At 58.9% G+C, this 17,274-nt stretch carries 18 protein-coding genes; 8 read left to right on the top strand and 10 right to left on the bottom strand.

Annotated features, from left to right (window positions below; all coding sequences use genetic code 11):
- Nucleotide 1: 1 nt before the first annotated feature.
- The gene (locus JT51_RS01685; protein ID WP_152563281.1) at nt 2–502 is read right to left on the bottom strand and encodes a hypothetical protein; all 501 of its coding nucleotides are present in this window, start codon (nt 500–502) and stop codon (nt 2–4) included.
- 234 nt (nt 503–736) lie between these two features.
- Between JT51_RS01685 and JT51_RS01680 the strand changes: the two genes are divergently transcribed.
- The 5 genes from JT51_RS01680 (at nt 737) to JT51_RS01660 (ending at nt 6,640) form a co-directional block, all read left to right on the top strand.
- A complete protein-coding gene (locus JT51_RS01680) occupies nt 737–1,705 on the top strand; it encodes an XdhC family protein (RefSeq protein ID WP_037307127.1) in 969 nt (322 codons plus the stop codon).
- A complete protein-coding gene (locus tag JT51_RS01675) occupies nt 1,702–2,703 on the top strand; it encodes a molybdopterin-binding protein (RefSeq protein ID WP_037307125.1) in 1,002 nt (333 codons plus the stop codon). Before JT51_RS01680 ends, JT51_RS01675 begins: the two co-directional genes overlap by 4 nt.
- A 151-nt stretch (nt 2,704–2,854) precedes the next feature.
- Complete coding sequence (locus JT51_RS01670) at nt 2,855–3,340, top strand: (2Fe-2S)-binding protein (protein ID WP_037307123.1); 486 nt, start codon at nt 2,855–2,857, stop codon at nt 3,338–3,340.
- A gap of 53 nt (nt 3,341–3,393) precedes the next feature.
- Entirely contained in the window at nt 3,394–5,754 is a 2,361-nt protein-coding gene (locus tag JT51_RS01665) for a xanthine dehydrogenase family protein molybdopterin-binding subunit (RefSeq protein ID WP_037307122.1), read from the top strand.
- A gap of 94 nt (nt 5,755–5,848) precedes the next feature.
- Nucleotides 5,849–6,640, top strand: coding sequence for an FAD binding domain-containing protein (locus JT51_RS01660; protein WP_037309254.1), 792 nt, complete (start codon nt 5,849–5,851; stop codon nt 6,638–6,640).
- 32 nt (nt 6,641–6,672) lie between these two features.
- Here JT51_RS01660 and JT51_RS01655 read toward each other — a convergent pair whose 3' ends face one another.
- Nucleotides 6,673–7,572, bottom strand: coding sequence for a MurR/RpiR family transcriptional regulator (locus JT51_RS01655; protein ID WP_037307120.1), 900 nt, complete (start codon nt 7,570–7,572; stop codon nt 6,673–6,675).
- An 88-nt stretch (nt 7,573–7,660) separates the two neighbouring features.
- Here JT51_RS01655 and JT51_RS01650 point away from each other — a divergent pair, with 88 nt between their 5' ends.
- Nucleotides 7,661–8,440: a 3-keto-5-aminohexanoate cleavage protein gene (locus tag JT51_RS01650; RefSeq protein WP_051927384.1), complete on the top strand. Its 780-nt coding sequence runs from the start codon at nt 7,661–7,663 to the stop codon at nt 8,438–8,440.
- The gene (locus JT51_RS01645) at nt 8,437–9,753 is read left to right on the top strand and encodes an aspartate aminotransferase family protein (protein ID WP_037307118.1); all 1,317 of its coding nucleotides are present in this window, start codon (nt 8,437–8,439) and stop codon (nt 9,751–9,753) included. The genes JT51_RS01650 and JT51_RS01645 overlap by 4 nt, the downstream gene beginning before the upstream one ends.
- 89 nt (nt 9,754–9,842) lie before the next feature.
- On the opposite strand, the gene infC is transcribed toward JT51_RS01645, so the two are convergent.
- The 7 genes from infC to cobA all read right to left on the bottom strand — a co-directional run bounded on the left by infC (nt 9,843) and on the right by cobA (nt 15,470).
- Nucleotides 9,843–10,391, bottom strand: a complete 549-nt coding sequence (infC, locus tag JT51_RS01640) for a translation initiation factor IF-3 (protein WP_037309249.1) — start codon at nt 10,389–10,391, stop codon at nt 9,843–9,845.
- Between the two features lie 159 nt (nt 10,392–10,550).
- Complete coding sequence (locus JT51_RS01635) at nt 10,551–11,384, bottom strand: ferredoxin--NADP reductase (protein WP_037307116.1); 834 nt, start codon at nt 11,382–11,384, stop codon at nt 10,551–10,553.
- 107 nt (nt 11,385–11,491) lie between these two features.
- Nucleotides 11,492–11,899 carry a DUF934 domain-containing protein gene (locus tag JT51_RS01630; RefSeq protein WP_037307114.1) on the bottom strand — a complete coding sequence of 136 codons (408 nt, stop codon included), beginning with the start codon at nt 11,897–11,899 and terminating at the stop codon, nt 11,492–11,494.
- The gene (locus tag JT51_RS01625; RefSeq protein WP_051927383.1) at nt 11,896–12,657 is read right to left on the bottom strand and encodes a phosphoadenylyl-sulfate reductase; all 762 of its coding nucleotides are present in this window, start codon (nt 12,655–12,657) and stop codon (nt 11,896–11,898) included. Before JT51_RS01625 ends, JT51_RS01630 begins: the two co-directional genes overlap by 4 nt.
- Nucleotides 12,647–14,311 (bottom strand): nitrite/sulfite reductase, encoded by a 1,665-nt coding sequence (locus JT51_RS01620; RefSeq protein ID WP_037307112.1) that lies wholly within the window; start codon nt 14,309–14,311, stop codon nt 12,647–12,649. The genes JT51_RS01625 and JT51_RS01620 overlap by 11 nt, the downstream gene beginning before the upstream one ends.
- Before the next feature lie 68 nt (nt 14,312–14,379).
- On the bottom strand, nt 14,380–14,694 hold the full coding sequence (locus JT51_RS01615) for a DUF2849 domain-containing protein (RefSeq protein ID WP_037307110.1): 315 nt from the start codon (nt 14,692–14,694) through the stop codon (nt 14,380–14,382).
- Nucleotides 14,694–15,470 carry a uroporphyrinogen-III C-methyltransferase gene (cobA, locus tag JT51_RS01610; RefSeq protein WP_037309244.1) on the bottom strand — a complete coding sequence of 259 codons (777 nt, stop codon included), beginning with the start codon at nt 15,468–15,470 and terminating at the stop codon, nt 14,694–14,696. Before cobA ends, JT51_RS01615 begins: the two co-directional genes overlap by 1 nt.
- Before the next feature lie 142 nt (nt 15,471–15,612).
- On the opposite strand from cobA, the gene JT51_RS01605 reads away from it, so the two are divergent.
- Nucleotides 15,613–16,092 carry an Lrp/AsnC family transcriptional regulator gene (locus tag JT51_RS01605; protein WP_037307108.1) on the top strand — a complete coding sequence of 160 codons (480 nt, stop codon included), beginning with the start codon at nt 15,613–15,615 and terminating at the stop codon, nt 16,090–16,092.
- Nucleotides 16,093–16,098: 6 nt separating this feature from the next.
- Here JT51_RS01605 and JT51_RS01600 read toward each other — a convergent pair whose 3' ends face one another.
- On the bottom strand, nt 16,099–17,271 hold the full coding sequence (locus tag JT51_RS01600) for a cytochrome P450 (RefSeq protein WP_037309242.1): 1,173 nt from the start codon (nt 17,269–17,271) through the stop codon (nt 16,099–16,101).
- Between the last annotated feature and the right edge of the window lie 3 nt (nt 17,272–17,274).

The following is a 17,274-nucleotide window of genomic DNA, read 5'->3' as shown; positions in this document are numbered from 1 at the left end:
CTCAGCTCAGTTGTTCTTCGTTGCACTTGCGGGCCATTTCCATGGCCTTGTAGGTGCCGGTCAGATCGACGGTAAAGGCAAATTCCTTTTCCGGGAACACAACCATGACCTTCTTTTTCGCGATGTCTTCGGCGAACGCAGGATCATCGGACAGGACATAGCCGCCGGAATACCCTTTGGTGATGTTGCCCTTCATGCCGGTGGCTTCGCCAAGATAAAGGTTGTCACCCAGCAGGATCGCCACAGCTTCCTTGTCACCGCGTTTGATATCGGTCTTGGCTTTGGTGAAAACACCGACATAGCCAACGCCACGGTCCTGAGTCAGACCCATCTGCACCACGTTTTCCGCGTCATCCACGGCCTCGATCAAGCAGGATTTCTTGTCTTCGTCGATGAATACCTTCCAGCCCTCGACCTCACCATAACGCAGGTATGTGTCCGCGCTAACCGCGGTCGATGCCAGCAGCCCAATTGCCATTCCGAGTGAAAAAATACGTTTCAAGTCTTTGTCTCCCTTTTGAAAAATATATATGCGCATACTGGAATGCAGCAGTCGCGCGTGTAAGCTAGAATCAGGTTCACTGACAATCAATCCTTTGCGTAAACTGCGGAAATCTCGGCTTAATCGCGCCGAATGTTCAGTTTTTCCGCCCCTGCACGGCGGGACCGGTGTGCGGATTCCTTTTCATCCGGTTAAACCTGCCTATGTTGAACCAGAACGCTTGGGGAGGGTGCAATGGATAGATTCGACAACAGCCCGGAAACGGCGCTTCGCTGGTATGGCCTAGGTCGCCCGACGGCCCTGGCCACGGTCGTTGAAACCTGGGGCAGCGCTCCGCGTCGCGTGGGCGCACAGCTGGTGATCGGCGGGGATGGCCGCATCGAAGGTTCGGTTTCGGGGGGCTGTGTCGAAGGCGCGGTCGTGGTCGAGGCGCTTGAGGCGATCGACGAAGGCGAGGCGCGGCTGCTGGAGTTCGGCGTCAGCGACGATGACGCCTTTGCCGTGGGTCTGGCCTGTGGTGGCACGATCCGCGTTCTGGTCGAACCGGTGGGCAAGGTGCTGCCTGAACCCATGTTACGCGAATTGGTTGATGCTCGCGCGCGGCGCGAACCCGTGGCCTATGAGGTCAATATCGAAACCGGTCACCGGGCCTTGCGCCGCAATGCGTATGCAGGCCGCTTGCGTATGGATCGGTCAGGGTTCGAGGACGATGGCCAGACATTTGTGGCGGTTCACAACGCACCTTTACGATTGATTGTCGTGGGTGCGGTACATATCGCGCAGGCGCTGGTGCCAATGGCCCGGATTGCCGGATATGACCCGGCGATAATCGACCCGCGTGATGCCTTTGCATCCGGCGCGCGTTTTCCTGGCGAAAAGATACTGACTGATTGGCCGGACGAGGCGGTTGATAAACTGGGTCTGGATTCGCGTACAGCCGTCGTTCTGTTGACGCATGATCCAAAGCTTGACGACCCGGCATTGATATCCGCGCTGCGGGCCGAGGTCTTTTATATTGGCGCTTTGGGGTCCACACGCACCCATGCCAAGCGGCTGGCGCGCATGAAAGAAGCGGGTTTTAACGATGACCAGCTTGCCCGAATTCACGGCCCCATCGGTCTGGATATCGGCGCTGCGGGGCCATCGGAAATCGCGGTCGCTGTATTGGCGCAAATGACTGCGGTTCTGCGGGGCAAGGCGTGAAATTCGGCCCCGTTCCTCTTGGCGAAGCAGTTGGCGCCATTCTGGCCCATTCGGTGCAGGCGGATAAGGTCAAGCTGCGCAAAGGCATGGTCCTGACGCCCGAACATCAATCCCAGTTGGCGAAGGCGGGTTACAAATCGGTCACCGTGGCCCGACTTGATCCCGGCGATTGCCATGAAGACGAAGCCGCCCGAATGCTGGCTGATGCACTGACACCCGATCCGGTTACAGCCAAGTTGAGGGTGACCGCACCGTTCACCGGGCGCGTGAACCTGCTGGCAGACGGACCGGGTGTTGCGGTGCTGGACATAGGCGCGCTGGAAGACTTCAACCGGGTCAATCCGATGATCACCGTAGCGACAGTGCCGCAGTTTCAGCAGATGAACGCGGGCGGGATGGTGGCGACGATCAAGGTGATTTCATATGCGGTGCCGGGGGCCGATGTCCTGCGCGCTGCGCGTCTGGCGCAAGGGGCCATCCGTTTGGCCGCACCCGTTTACCGAAACGCCGCGTTGATCGTGACTGAAATTCCCGGCGGACCACCCAACGAAAAAGGTATCACCGCCATTCGTGGGCGGGTTGAAGCGTTGGGTATGGAGTTGAGCGAAGTTCGTATCGTTCCGCATCAGACCGATGCGCTGACAAGCGCAATAACCAGCGCGCAGGGCGATGTGGTGATGATCCTGACTGGTTCGGCGACCTCAGACGTATTTGACGTGGCGCCTCAGGCCGTGCGCGCAGCGGGCGGGCAGGTGGACAGGTTCGGTATGCCTGTTGATCCAGGTAATTTGTTGTTTCTTGGCGCCCTTGGGATGCAGCCGGTGATCGGGTTGCCAGGGTGCGCGCGGTCTCCGGCGTTGAATGGCGCGGACTGGGTATTGTCGCGCGTCGCTTGCGGGATCGAAACCACAGGTGCGGATATTGCCGGAATGGGGGTTGGTGGGTTGCTCAAGGAAATCCCGACCCGGCCACAGCCAAGGGCCTCGCGCAAAAGTTGACGCAGCAAGAATTTGCTTTCTTGGTGCATCGCTTTATCTCAAAAAAGTTAGGCGCGTAACCGGCTGAAATAATCGGTAAATATTTTTGTTCTCAAACAAAAATTCCCGTGCTTAACTCGGAGCAGGGAGAAATACCAATTGGGAGGAGCTAATGACACAGGTCTCAATGACCGTGAACGGTAAACCCGTGAGCGGAGACGTCGAGGGCCGGACATTGCTGTCCGGTTTTCTGCGCGAACACCTGTCGATGACTGGCACACATGTTGGCTGTGATACAGCACAATGCGGTGCGTGTGTGGTGCATGTGAATGGCGAGGCGATAAAGTCCTGCAATATGCTGGCGATGGAAGCTGACGGCGCAGATATCGGCACGATCGAGGGGCAGGCCAATGCTGATGGCTCGCTGAACGTGATCCAGCAGGCGTTTCAGGATCATCACGGTCTGCAATGCGGGTTTTGCACGCCGGGCATGGTGATGAGCACGGCGGCGCTGCTGAAAGATAATCCGCGCCCGACCGAGGCCGAGATTCGAAAGTACCTCGAAGGGAACCTGTGCCGCTGTACCGGTTACCACAACATCGTCAAGGCGATCATGGCCGCATCCGGTCAGGACGTAAGCCAAATCGCCGCCGAGTAACGCGGCCACAAAGAATTTTCGACGAAAATTCTTTTCAGGGAGGAGAACAAGCAATGCCCAAAGACAGTGGCATCGGAGCCAGTTCCAAAAGGCGCGAGGACGTGCGCTTTCTGACCGGAGCAGGCAATTACACCGACGACATCAATGTACGTGGTCAGGCCTATGTGCATTTCCTGCGGTCCGACATCGCGCATGGCCGGATCAAGAGCGTGGACACTTCGGCGGCCGAAGGCATGCCGGGCGTGGTCAAAATATTCACTGGCAAGGATTTTGAAGGCGTGGGCGGGATACCCTGCGGCTGGGAAGTCACCGACAAGCATGGCGCGCCCATGCAGGAGCCTCCGCATCCGATTCTGGCGCAGGGCAAGGTTCGCCATGTGGGTGACCCGATTGCCGCAGTTGTGGCCGACAGCCTTGAACAGGCGCGCGATGCCGCCGAAGCCATCGACGTGGATATCGAGGTTCTGCCCGCCGTCATGAATATGAAAGCGGCGGCGCAAGATGGCGCGACGCTGGTTCATGACGATCTGAAAAACAATATCTGCTATGACTGGCAGCTGGGCGAGGCTGACGACGCCAAGGTCAACGAGGTCTTTGCCAATGCGGCCCATGTGACCACGCTGGATCTGGTCAACAACCGCCTTGTCGCCAACCCGATGGAGCCACGTGTGGCGGTGGCCGAATACAGCCGGGGGACCGAGGATTATACGCTTTATACCACCTCGCAGAACCCGCATGTGATCCGGCTGTTGATGTGCGCCTTTGTGCTGGGTCTGCCGGAACACAAGGTCCGCGTTGTCGCCCCGGATGTGGGCGGCGGTTTCGGTACCAAGATATTCCACTATGCGGAAGAGGCATTCTGTACCTTCGCGGCCAAGGCGTGTAACCGCCCGGTCAAGTGGAGTTCCAGCCGGTCTGAGGCCTTCATGTCGGATGCCCATGGCCGTGACCATGTCAGCACGATTGAGCTGGCACTGGATGCGGACAATAACTTTGTCGGTTTGCGCACGAATACCTATGCAAACCTCGGCGCGTATCTGTCGACGTTTTCCAGCTCGGTTCCGACCTGGCTGCACGGTACGTTGATGGCGGGCAACTACAAGACGCCGGTCATTCAGGTGAACGTAAAGGCGATGTTCACCAATACGGTGCCGGTGGATGCCTATCGCGGCGCGGGTCGCCCCGAGGCGACCTATCAGCTGGAGCGTGTCGTGGACAAAGCCGCGCGTGAGCTGGGCGTCGATCCGATTGCCCTGCGGCGTCAGAACTTTATCACTCAGTTTCCTTATGACACGCCGGTTGCACTGACTTATGACACCGGCGATTACAACGGGACGATGGACAAGCTTGAGGCTGCGGCCGATCTGGCGGGTTTTGCCGCGCGCCGTGCGGAAAGCGAAGCCAAAGGCAAGCTGCGCGGTCTGGGCATCAACTGTTACATAGAGGCCTGCGGGATTGCTCCGTCGAACATCGTTGGCATGTTGGGCGCGCGCGCGGGTCTTTACGATGCGGCGACGGTGCGGGTGAATGCCACTGGCTCGATCAGTGTCATGGTCGGTGCGCACAGCCACGGGCAGGGGCATGAGACTGCCTTTCCGCAAGTGGTGGCCGACATGATCGGCATCGACGAGTCGATGATCGAAATCGTGCATGGCGACACTTCGAAAATTCCGTTTGGCATGGGCACCTATGGCTCGCGGTCTTTGGCCGTTTGTGGCTCGGCCATGGTCAAGGCGACCGAGAAGGTGATCGAGAAGGCCAAGAAGATCGCGGCGCATCTGCTTGAGGCGTCAGAGGCCGATATCGAGCTGAAGGACGGTCAGTTCAGCGTGGCAGGTACCGATAAATCGGTGGCCTGGGGCGATGTGACCCTGACGGCCTATGTGCCGCACAACTATCCGCTGGAGGTGGAGCCCGGTCTGGAGGAGACCGCGTTTTATGACCCGGCGAACTTTACCTTCCCGTCGGGGGCTTATGCCTGCGAGGTCGAAATCGACCCCGAGACCGGGCAGGTGAGTGTTGAAAAGTTCACCGCGGCGGATGATTTTGGCAATATCATCAACCCGATGATCGTTGATGGTCAGGTTCATGGTGGCATTGGTCAGGGCATCGGCCAAGCTCTGCTGGAGAACTGCGCCTATGACGAGAATGGCCAATTGCTGAGCGCGTCCTTCATGGATTACGCGATGCCGCGCGCCGATGATCTGCCGTTTTATGCGGTGGACCATTCCAGTCAGACACCCTGTACGCATAACCCGCTGGGCGTGAAAGGCTGTGGCGAGGCCGGTGCAATCGGATCACCGCCGGCGGTGGTCCATGCGGTGCTGGATGCGATGAATTCGGGGGGCAAGGCGGTCGATCAAATCGATATGCCGGTGAGCCCGTCGCGTGTCTGGGCAGCGATGAACGGGTGAGACGTGGGGAAGGCTGGGGGCTCTGCCCCCAGACCCCCGGGATATTTATAGCCAGATGAAGGGCGGATCCGCGCCTTTCGGAAAGGAAGACGAAATGTATAATTTCGAGTTTGAGAAGCCCTCGACCATTGCTGACGCGGTTGCGGCGCTGGGGTCTGAGGACGCGCAGGCGCTGGGTGGCGGGCAGACCTTGATCCCGACGCTGAAGCAACGGTTGGCGTCGCCATCGGCGCTGATATCGCTGAACGGTATTGCCGAGATGCAAGGTGTTTGTGTCGACGATGATGGTTCGGTTTCCATCGGTGGCGCAACGACCCATGCAACTGTGGCGGCTGAGGCGGCCAGTAGTTATCCAGCGCTGGCGGCGCTTGCCGGGCAGATCGGTGATCCGGCGGTGCGCAATCGTGGCACCATTGGGGGGTCGATTGCGAATAACGATCCGGCGGCCTGTTATCCGGCCGGCGCGCTGGGGTCGGGGGCGACGATCGTCACCAATACACGCCAGATCGGCGCGGATGATTTTTTCGAGGGTATGTTCTCGACCGCGCTGGATGAGGGTGAGATTATCACCGCAGTCCGGTTTCCGGTGCCGCAGGCGGCCAGCTATCAGAAGTTCCTGCAACCAGCCTCGCGTTTTGCGCTGGTGGGGGTGTATCTGGCGCGGTTTGCCGATGGTGTCCGCGTCGCCGTCACCGGTGCCAGCGAGGACGGTGTTTTCCGGTGGTCTGAGGCCGAGCAGGCATTGAACGGGGCATTTCGTACAGATGCCCTGATGGGGTTGAGCATCAATCCGATGAACATGATCAGCGATCTACATGGCAGCAAGGAGTACCGCGCGCATCTTGTAGGCGTTATGACCAAACGGGCTATCGAAGCCTGTATGTGAACATCAAAGCCCCGGCTAAATACCGGGGCATTTTATTTGCGTCGTATTTTCGGCGGTTTTGCGGGTTGCCAATATGCCCCGGTGTCCTCGCGCGCCTTTTGGTAGTCATCAACCCGTCTGCGCGCGGCGTCGCCACCGGCATCAAAGAGATGCCCCAGCAAACAGTCCAGAACGGCCATGGCTCCAGTAAGACAGGAAAAGTGATGTAAGGCTCTGGTGCTGACCGTAAACAACACGTCGGGATCGACCCCGGGCGCGATAACTTCGCTGTCCGAGATAAGAATGATCTTGAGCCCCTGTTGTTTTGCAAAGCGCACGGATTGGATCGTGTCGGCAGAATAGGGGTGAACTGTGATGGCGATCAGGCAGTCTTGGGAATCGGCATCCAGAAGATCGTCGGCTGCTGATCCCACATGTCTGGGAACCAATTGAATACCCGGATGCGCCATACGCCCGGTATAGGAAAAATAATATGCCAAAGCATAACTTGCGCGTGTCGCCGTCACAAAGCATCGGCGTGATGAGGTGATATGATCAACCGCCTGGTGGACGGCTTGTGGTTTCATAAGTCGCAGGGAACGCGCAACGACGTTTTGTTCGTTCTGCGCGAACCTGGCCTGCGCTTTGCTGAACTCATCAGACGTTTGCAATGTGGTCAGCCAGTCCTGGCCCAGATCAGCCTCGCGATCTGTTACCAGCGCATTCCGAAAGGGCGCTCGGAACGCTTCGAAGCTGTCAAATCCCAGCCGCTGCGCCAGACGGACCAGCACGTTTGAGCTGACACCGATTTTTGAAGCGGACACACGGATCGGGTCCAGACCGAAGTCACCGGGATTGTCGATGATGTATTTCGCTGCGGCCTGCAGGCCAGACGGCATCTGGTCGATGGTTTGGCGTAGGTGGTCGGTCAGCTGGTTGGATGTGTTCTTCATACCGGAAGAAAAACAAATGTTATGAAAATAACAACTAAAAAACAACACCACCTGAATTAGATGAGAAAGGCATTCCAGAGGTAAGCCGATGTCAGGAACTTTGACGCAACGCGTAACCGCCCAATCCCCTTATGTTTTGGTGGCGCCGAATGGCGCGCGGCGGGGTCGGGCCGACCATTCAGAGATTCCGGTCTCCATCGGTCAGATTGTGGAAACTGCGCGGGTCTGTTTCAAAGCGGGTGCCGGGGGAATTCACCTGCACGTTCGCGACGGCAATGGGCAGCATTCTTTGGATGCGGGTCTTTATCAGGAGGCGATGGCCGAGCTGCGGCAGGTTGTGCCAGACATGGATATTCAGATCACAACCGAAGCAGCGGGCGTGTTCGATGTTCCTGCGCAGATCGCCTGTGTACAGAATGTACGCCCGGAGTGGGCCTCAATCTCGGTGCGTGAGGTTGCGCGTAGCCCTGAATTGGCGGGACAGATTTATGGCCTGTGTGCCGATCAGGGAACCAGGGTTCAGCATATTTTGTATGATGCGGATGATGCCGCGCTGTTGGCACGTTGGTACGAGGTCGGGATTGTCCGCAAGGAACAGACGGATCGCTTGTTGGTGTTGGGCCGCTATGCAACGGGTCAGGAATCCAATCCGCAAGACATGGATCAATTCCCCGCCGACGCGTCGCGGTGGATGGTTTGCGCGTTTGGGACGCAGGAACACGCCTGTCTGGAACAGGCCGCCCGGCGCGGCGGGGATGTTCGGGTCGGGTTTGAGAACAGTTTGACGGATAGAAACGGAAACGCTTGGGACAGCAATGCGGCGTCGGTATCGGCGCTGATTGCTTCGTTGGAAAGGGTATTGAAATGAGTCACGTATTTCCGCGTCATACCAAAGCTGACCTGCCTGTGGCGGCAGGCGGGGACGGGTGTTACCTGATTGACGCGCAGGGAAAGCGCTATTTGGATTGCGGCGATGCCGCCGTCTCGTGCCTTGGTCATTCCAACCCGGCCGTCATCCGGGCTGTGCAGGATCAGGTTGAACAGATCGCTTTTGCGCATACGGGGTTCATGACCTCGGAACCGGCCGAGGCTTTGGCGGACCTGCTGATTGAAAATGCGCCCGGTGATCTGGACCGGGTGTATTTTGTTTCGGGCGGGTCCGAAGCGACCGAGGCGGCGATCAAGCTGGCCCGGCAATATTATCTGGAAATCGGCCAACCCGACCGACGGCGTGTGATTGCGCGGCGGCAGAGCTACCACGGCAACACTTTGGGCGCATTGTCCGCAGGTGGGAATGCGTGGCGGCGGGCGCAGTTTGCGCCGATGCTGATCGAGATGACCCATATTGCGCCCTGCTATGAATATGCGGAAAAGCCCGAAGGTGAGAGCAGTCAGGACTACGGTCAGCGCGTCGCCAATGAGTTGGAGGCTGAAATCCTGCGGCTGGGCCCCGAGACGGTCATGGCTTTTATCGCTGAGCCGGTTGTTGGCGCGACTTTGGGGGCAGTGCCCGCGGTCGAGGGGTATTTCAAACGTATCCGCGACATCTGCGATCAATATGGTGTGCTGCTGATACTGGACGAGGTGATGTGCGGCATGGGGCGCACCGGGCATCTGTTTGCCTGCGACCATGATGGGGTGGCGCCAGATATCCTGTGTATCGCCAAGGGGTTGGGGGCCGGGTATCAACCGATTGGCGCGATGCTTTGTTCCAGCCGGATTTTTGACGCCATCCGCGATGGCTCGGGGTTCTTTCAGCACGGGCATACCTATATCGGGCATCCGGTTGCCACGGCGGCGGCATTGGCGGTTGTGCAGGAATTGACGGATCGGGAATTGCCTGCGCAGGCGGGTTTGATGGGGGAAAAGCTGCAGCAAGCGCTACAGGCGGAATTCGGGCAACATCCCAATGTGGGCGATATACGCGGCCGGGGGCTGTTTCGCGGGGTCGAGTTGGTCTCCGATCGGGATCGGAAGGTGCCATTTGACCCAGGCGCGGGGATTGCCGGTCAGATTAAAAAGGCCGCGATGGCCGAAGGGTTGATCTGTTACCCAATGTCCGGCACCCGCGACGGGCGGCTTGGGGATCACATCCTTTTGGCACCGCCCTTCATCATCGAAGAGCATCAGATTGAAGAATTGATTGGAAAACTAAGCAAGGCACTGGCGGCGGTAATTTAAAAAGGCCCGCGCAAAACAAAAGCCCCCTCGGGCAAAACAAAAGCCCCCTCGGGTTGAGGGGGCTTAATCGTCTTGCGTAGAAGACAAACTTACTTTTGCGGAAGGGGGCCGATCATCATGATCATCTGACGGCCTTCCATCTTGGGCATGTTTTCGACCTTGCCGATTTCCTTGGTGTCGACGGCCACACGCTCCAGCAATTCGCGACCCAGATTCTGGTGCGCCATTTCACGGCCACGGAAACGCAGGGTCACTTTGACCTTGTCGCCGTTTTCCAGAAACTTGAACACGTTGCGCATTTTGACATCATAGTCATGCGTGTCGGTGTTGGGCCGGAACTTGACCTCCTTTACTTCGATGATCTTCTGCTTTTTACGCGCTTCGGCTTCGCGTTTCTGCGTCTCGTACTTGAATTTGCCAAAATCCATAATCTTGCAGACTGGTGGGTTCGCGTTGGGCGAAATCTCGACCAGATCAAGGCCGGCATCAGCAGCAAGTTGCATGGCTTTAGCGGGATGAACCACCCCGACATTTTCACCTTCGGCGCCGATCAGGCGAATTTCGGGGGCACGGATCTTGTCATTGACGCGCGGTCCGGTGTCTCTTTGCGGCGGCGCGTTGTGAGGTCTGCGAGCTATGGGTTCATTCCTTTGATGATTGCCGAATTTCAAGCCCGGAATTTAGACTGCCACGTCAGTTGTTTCAAGCGCCAACCGCGCCGAAACCACTGAAATTCACATGTTTCAGAACAAGTATGCGCGCCGGTCACGATCATTCCGGTGACCGGCGCAGTCAGATCAGCCCACAAAGGCCTTTTCGATCACAAATTCCTTGGGCTCGGAATTGGCACCTTCGCGCAGGTCGAACCCTTCCAGAATCTCCTTGATGTCCAGGTTGAACGCCAGCGAACCACAAACCATCGCCCGGTCGGTATCGGGTTTGATGCCGCCGTCGATTCCCAAATCGGCAAAGACGGTGCCGTCTTTCAGCAACTCGGTGATGCGGCCCATCTTGGGGCTCTTTTCCCGGGTGGTGGTCGGGTAGTAACGGATTTTATCCGCAAAACCTTCGCCCATCAACTCGGCCAGCATTTCGTCCTGGCGGATGTCTTCGATCAGGTGACGGCCATACTCCAGCTCGTCCACTTCGCGGCAGGTATGGGTGATGATGATTTCGTCATAATCCTCATAGGTCTGCGGCTCGCGCAGCAGCGAGGCGAACGGGGCAAAGCCGGTGCCGGTGGCAAAGAACCACAGGCGCTTACCGGGCAGCAGCGCGTCATGCACCAGCGTACCAACGGGCTTGGGCCGCAGGATGATCTGATCGCCAGCCTTGATGTGTTGAAGTTTCGAGGTCAGCGGGCCGTCCTGCACCTTGATCGAATAGAACTCCAGCTCTTCGTCCCAGGACGGTGAGGCGATGGAATAGGCGCGCAGCAGCGGTTTGCCGTTGTCGCCCAGCAAACCGATCATCACGAACTCGCCCGAGCGAAAGCGCAGGGACGCAGGGCGTGACACTTTGAACGAAAACAGGCTGTCGGTCCAATGTTTCACTTCGGTGACGGTCTGGGCGTCCGGCAGGACGGGGGCCTTAACGGCAGTTGCTTCGGTCACGGGCTTCATCTCTGTCATGGTTTCACTGTCGGTCGATGCGACCGGCGTCTCCGTTTAAACGTTGTTGCAAGGCAGGAAAAGGGGACAGATTGCCCCCGTTTCCCAACCAGCTGGCGATGGCGGTATCAGCCGCGCAGGCGGGCCTGATAGTTGTTGTCTTTCCAGTTGGCGCGGGCCAACCACTGATCTTCGGGCTGACGGGTTGCCAATGCGTCTTCGATCTCGACCTCGTCAAAGCCGCTGCGGCGGGCCATGGCGTATTGGTCGGCCAGAATGTGACCCTTGGCACGCAAGCGGCCAGTAAAACCTTTCAGGCGCAGGACGCGCGCAATGGTAAAGCCGCGCCCATCCGCTGACGACGGGAAATCCACGCGCACCATCTGTGCATTGCCGAGGCGTTCAATCAGTTCATCCGGGTCAGTGTCCGACGCCACGTCCAGCGCGACTACGTCATTGGCGGCGTCTTCCAGAGTGACAAAGCCGTCGGTCCAGTCATCGGGGGCAAACCCCGTATCCGATACGATTACGTTCATGTTTTCTCTCCGGCGCGCACCATTTTGCCATCGACAAAATGGATGCCGCATTCTTCCTTGTTCTGGTCGCGCCAGCGTCCGGCGCGGGGGTCTTCGCCCTCTTTGACCGGCGAGGTGCAGGGCGCACAGCCGATCGAAGGGTATCCTTTGGCCACCAGCGGATGCCGGGGCAGGCGGTTTTCGTCCATATAGGCGCGGACATCCTCGGGTGCCCAATGGGCAAGCGGATTGACCTTTATGCGACCTGTGCCGTCTTCGACCTCAAAGAAATCGAGCGCAGCGCGGGTGCCCGCCTGAAAGCGTTTGCGCCCGCTGATCCAGCCGCAATAGCCCGACAATGCCTGCTGCAAAGGAAACGTCTTACGCAGGTTGCAGCACGCATCGGTATCCCGCAGATGCAGCGCGCCATAGGGGTCGTCGCGTCGCACATCATCTTCATCCGCGCGGATGATGCGGACATTCGTCAGGCCCAGACGCTCGCTGACCTCATGCTGGTATTCCAGCGTTTCGGTGAACAGCATCTGAGTGTCGATAAACAACACCGGCGTGGCCTTGTTGACCACGGCGACCATGTGCAGCAACACAACCGATTCCGCCCCAAAGCTTGAGACGAGGGCAAGCTCGTCGATCTCTTCAATCGCGCCATGCATCACGTCATGCGCGCTGTGGTGGCGGAACCGGGCGTTCAGCGCCTCGACCTTTTCGGTCAGTGCGCTGCGGTCCTTTCCCAGTTCGGTCTGGATCAGATCAAGCGGCATTGGCCTGCGCCTCGGGGTACAACGCTGCCTTGAATGGGGCCATGCCGACACGGCGGTAGGTTTCCAAAAAGGTTTCCTCGGCGTTGTCACGCTGTTCCAGATATGTATCCACGATACGTTCCACGGCAGGCACGATTTCGTCATAGGCAAAGCCCGGTCCGGTCCGGTCGCCAATGGCGGCCGTCTCAGTGCCGTCACCGCCCAGAGTGATCTGGTAGTTTTCGACGCCTGCACGATCCAGACCCAGAATGCCGATATGGCCCACATGGTGGTGACCGCACGCGTTGATGCAGCCCGAAATCTTGATTTTCAGGTGACCGATATCGTGCTCCAGCTTCAGGTCTTCGAACCGGGTTGCGATTTCCTGTGCAACCGGGATCGAGCGGGCCGTGGCCAGCGCGCAGTAGTCCATGCCGGGGCAGGCGATGATGTCGCTGATCAGGCCGATATTGGCGGTGGCCAGTTCGTGTTCCTTCAGCTTGGCGTGGATCGCGGGCAGGTCCGATTTGTGGACATGCGGCAGGATCACGTTTTGCTCATGGCTGATGCGCAGCTCGTCATAGGCGAACTCTTGGGCCAGATCGGCCATCACGCGCATCTGTTCAGCGGTTGCATCACCGGGCGTTGCACCATGTTTCTTGATCGAGATCGTAACAATCGCGTGGTCCGCGTTCTTGTGTGGTGCGATGTTGGTATCGACCCACGACCGGAAAACCGGATCGTTGGTGTATGCGCTTTCGAACGACGCGACCGAGCCGTCGCGGAAGGCGGGCGGGGCAAAGTGGCCCTTGATCTCTTCCAACAGGTTCATGTCAGCGCCCTTGAACTGCGGGCGGACTTTCAGAAAACGCTCGTTAACCTTGGCGCGGATGGCGTCGATGCCATGCTCGTGCACGGTGATCTTAATGCGTGCTTTGTATTTGTTGTCGCGGCGGCCGATCTGGTTCCACACGGAAACGGTGGCCTCAAGGTACGCCAGCAGGTCGTCAAAGGCGACAAACTCGGACAGTTCCTTGCCGATCATCGGTGTACGGCCCAGGCCACCACCCACGATCACGCGGGCTCCCAGAACGCTGTCACGCTCGACCAGTTGAAGGCCGATGTCATGCGCCTTGATCACGGCGCGGTCGTTTTCCGCGCCGGTGATGGCGATCTTGAACTTGCGCGGCATGAACTGGAATTCCGGGTGGTCGGTCGACCACTGGCGCAGCAGTTCGGCATAGGGGCGCGGATCGGCGACCTCATCGGCGGCGGCACCGGCGAAATGGTCGGCAGTCACGTTGCGGATGGTGTTGCCGCTGGTCTGGATGGCGTGCATGCCAACCTCGGCCAGCGCGTCCAGCATATCCGGCACGTCGTTCAGTTTCGGCCAGTTGTACTGGATGTTCTGACGCGTGGTGAAATGGCCATAGCCCTTGTCCCACTTTTCGGCCAGCAGGGCCAGCTGGCGCATCTGCGCGCTAGACAGCGTGCCATAAGGGATGGCGACCCGCAGCATATAGGCGTGCAGCTGCAGATACAGGCCGTTCATCAGGCGCAGGGGCTTGAATTCATCTTCAGTCAGCGAGCCGTCAATGCGGCGCTCGACCTGGGCGCGGAACTGCGCGTTGCGTTCTGCCAAAAATGCTGTGTCGAACTCGGAGTAGCGATACATGATTAGCTGTCCTTAGTTGCAGCCCCGAACCTAGGGGCCTTGAAAAGGGGAGAGAGACGGGCCAGAGGTCAGGTCCGGGGCTGCGGGGAAGTTTCCTGTTTGCCGTGGGCATAGTTGGACGGGCCAGCGCGGCGGAAATCTTCCCGGAAATGGGTGGGTTCAGGACCGTTATTACCGGCCACGGCGTCGGCCAGATAGGCACCGACGATTTTGCTGGCCTGACGTGCGGCATCCAGCAGGCGAACCTGCGCGTGGGCTTCGTCGGTGATCAACTCGGCCTCGGACAATTCACGCGACCAGCGGTCGTCTTCGGTCAGATAGATAACGTCACCTTCCAACAGGTCGTTGGCGGTCACCACTTTGGGGGTAAAAGCGCGGGCCATCAGGCGTGCTCCTTCTTGAAATCGGTCAGGGCCGTGGCCGCTTGGCGCGGGGCGAGGCCATAGAAAGTCAGGGTGGGGCCGTCCATATCGGCGGCGGTCAGGTCAGCGGGCAGCTGGTCCAGCGTGGTGGCCAGAACACGCTGATCCGGGCGCGAGGCGTTTTCCACCAGCGTCACCGGCGTATCCCGGTCGGCACCATGCATGATCAGGCGACCCTGAATGAAACGGGCGGATTTCTTGCCCATATAGATTGCCGCGATTGATCCGGCGCGGGCCAGCGCGTTCCAGTCGTGATCGGCAAAGCCTTTCATGTCGTGCCCGGTCAGAATGCGAACCGAAGAATTGCGCCCGCGTCGCGTCAGGCTTTGGCCAATTCCCGCAACAGCAGCTGAGGCGGCGGTGATGCCAGGCACGATCCGCCACGGGATGCCTGTGGCTTCGACGGCCTCGATCTCTTCGTCCAGCCGTCCGAACACAGTGGGATCGCCCGATTTCAGGCGCACGACGCGTTGACCGTTCAGGGCGTGCTGAACCAGCAGGGCGTCGATATCTTCCTGTTTCCACGACGGGCCGAACCCGGCCTTGCCGACATCGACCAGAACAGCGGTCTTGCCAGCCAGCTCCAGAACCTCGGCGCTGATCAGGCGGTCATGCAGCACGACATCCGCGCGCTCGAACGCTTTCAGCGCCTTGAGCGTCAGCAATTCCGGATCGCCCGGACCCGCGCCGACAAAGTCGACGTGTCCTGTGCCATCATATGAATGCGTAAGCTGCATGTTTCGTTCCAGGTTGGTTTGACTTGACTTGCAATATAGGAAATATTCCCGGTATTGCGCCATATGGGTGTATAAATAAGAACACTCGTTCCGTGGTGGTCGCCAAGTGGAACGCTGGTTTCGAAACAAAGGGAAAATTGGAATGTCGGTGCGGATTGATGACACGGATCGGAAAATTCTGGTCGAGCTACAGCGCGACGCAAGCCAATCGCTGGACGAAATAGCAGCGCGCGTCGGCAGTTCCAAGACCCCGGTCTGGAATCGCATCCGCAAGCTGCGCGGTGCCGGTGTCATCGGCCAGCAAACCGTTCTGCTGGATGCCGAGGCGCTGGGGTTCGAGGCGACGTTCTTTGTTCTGATCCGCACGTCCGAACATGAGGCCGACTGGCAGCGCAAATTCCTAAAGGCGCTGCGCGACCGGCCCGAGGTGCAGGAGGCGCACCGCCTGGCGGGGGACATTGATTACATCCTAAAGGTCCGAGTCAAAAACGCGCGGGCTTATGACGTATTCTACCAGACACTGATTTCCGAGGTGCGCGTACACAACGTCACAGCCTTGTTGTCGATGGAAGAGATCAAGTCCACCACCATGCTGCCGCTGAATGCACTGATTGAAAGCTGAGGCCACTCAGACCTGAACCATCAGCCGGGTCAATCCGTGGAAATGATATGTGTTCGAATAATCCGGGTCGGCGCTCAGACGCAGGTTCGGGCACCGGTCGAACAGTGCCTGCAGTGCTATTCGCATCTCCAACCGCGCCAACGGGGCTCCGACGCAGAAATGCAGGCCACCGCCGAAACTGGTGTTGGTGACAATCGGACGTGAGGGATCAAAGCGGTTCGGATCGCGCCACACCGAAGGGTCGTGGTTCGCGGCCCCCAGCAACAGTGCGACTTCATCGCCGCGCTTGAAGTTGTGGCCGTAAACCTCAACATCCTCATAGGCGTAGCGCGTGAACATATGCAGCGGTGGGTCGTAGCGCAGGATTTCCTCGACCAGCCCGTCCGGCGGGCAGGTCATAGGGTTCAACCCCAGTTGCAGGATCGTTTTCACGCCGTTTCCAAGCGAATGAACCGTGGCTTCATGCCCGGCGTTCAGCAGCAGGATGCAAGTGGCGACCAGTTCATCGCGTGAGAGTTTTTCGCCATCTTCCTCGGCGGCGATCAGGCGGGTGATCAAATCGTCCTGCGGATCGGTGCGGCGCTGTTCGATGTAGTCATCCAGAAAGGCTGTGAAATCCCGCGCGGCGGCTGCGGCCGCGTCTTCGGTCTGGCGCGTGCGGCTGGCCTGATACATTGCCACCATGGCATGGGACCAGCGCAGCAGATCTGGCGACATTTCTTCGGGCACGCCCAGAAGGCGACAGATCGTGATCACCGGTATTTGGGTGCAAAATGTGTCCAACAGGTCAAATGGCCCGTCCGGAAAGCGGTCGATCAGCCTGTGGCTGAGGTCGAAAATCGCGGGCTCCAATGCTGCAATCGCGCGGGACGTAAAGGCCCGCATGACCAGCGCGCGCAACCGCGTGTGCCGGGGCGGTTCGGCCTCCAGCAAGGAATGCGCCTCGACAGTCAGCCAGGGCGCCAGACGCGCGGGCCCGGGGCGTTGCATCTCTGCGGGAACCTCACGGCCAAAGCGGCGGTCTTTCAACAGGGCCTGCACCGCTCGGTGCGACACGGCCGCGACTTTTTTGTAATCACTCCAATAGACAAGGTCGCCCTGCGCGCGGGCGTTGTCATAAAAAGGATAGGGGTTTTGCACGAATTCCGGATCGACCGGAGATTGAAACACCGTCTTCATGCG

Source organism: Ruegeria halocynthiae, assembly GCF_000743705.1.
In the GTDB taxonomy this organism is placed as follows: Bacteria; Pseudomonadota; Alphaproteobacteria; order Rhodobacterales; family Rhodobacteraceae; genus Ruegeria; species Ruegeria halocynthiae_B.
This window is presented reverse-complemented; position numbering and strand designations above follow the sequence as displayed.

Coding starts and splice junctions, on each gene's coding strand:
- JT51_RS01660 (WP_037309254.1), top strand. CDS start 5,849: ATGTATAATTTCGAGTTTGAGAAGCCCTCGACCATTGCTGACGCGGTT.
- JT51_RS01630 (WP_037307114.1), bottom strand. CDS start 11,899: ATGAACGTAATCGTATCGGATACGGGGTTTGCCCCCGATGACTGGACC.
- JT51_RS01605 (WP_037307108.1), top strand. CDS start 15,613: ATGTCGGTGCGGATTGATGACACGGATCGGAAAATTCTGGTCGAGCTA.
- JT51_RS01620 (WP_037307112.1), bottom strand. CDS start 14,311: ATGTATCGCTACTCCGAGTTCGACACAGCATTTTTGGCAGAACGCAAC.
- JT51_RS01615 (WP_037307110.1), bottom strand. CDS start 14,694: ATGGCCCGCGCTTTTACCCCCAAAGTGGTGACCGCCAACGACCTGTTG.
- JT51_RS01665 (WP_037307122.1), top strand. CDS start 3,394: ATGCCCAAAGACAGTGGCATCGGAGCCAGTTCCAAAAGGCGCGAGGAC.
- JT51_RS01680 (WP_037307127.1), top strand. CDS start 737: ATGGATAGATTCGACAACAGCCCGGAAACGGCGCTTCGCTGGTATGGC.
- JT51_RS01645 (WP_037307118.1), top strand. CDS start 8,437: ATGAGTCACGTATTTCCGCGTCATACCAAAGCTGACCTGCCTGTGGCG.
- JT51_RS01655 (WP_037307120.1), bottom strand. CDS start 7,572: ATGAAGAACACATCCAACCAGCTGACCGACCACCTACGCCAAACCATC.
- JT51_RS01635 (WP_037307116.1), bottom strand. CDS start 11,384: ATGACAGAGATGAAGCCCGTGACCGAAGCAACTGCCGTTAAGGCCCCC.
- JT51_RS01625 (WP_051927383.1), bottom strand. CDS start 12,657: ATGCCGCTTGATCTGATCCAGACCGAACTGGGAAAGGACCGCAGCGCA.
- JT51_RS01670 (WP_037307123.1), top strand. CDS start 2,855: ATGACACAGGTCTCAATGACCGTGAACGGTAAACCCGTGAGCGGAGAC.
- cobA (WP_037309244.1), bottom strand. CDS start 15,470: ATGCAGCTTACGCATTCATATGATGGCACAGGACACGTCGACTTTGTC.
- JT51_RS01650 (WP_051927384.1), top strand. CDS start 7,661: ATGTCAGGAACTTTGACGCAACGCGTAACCGCCCAATCCCCTTATGTT.
- JT51_RS01600 (WP_037309242.1), bottom strand. CDS start 17,271: ATGAAGACGGTGTTTCAATCTCCGGTCGATCCGGAATTCGTGCAAAAC.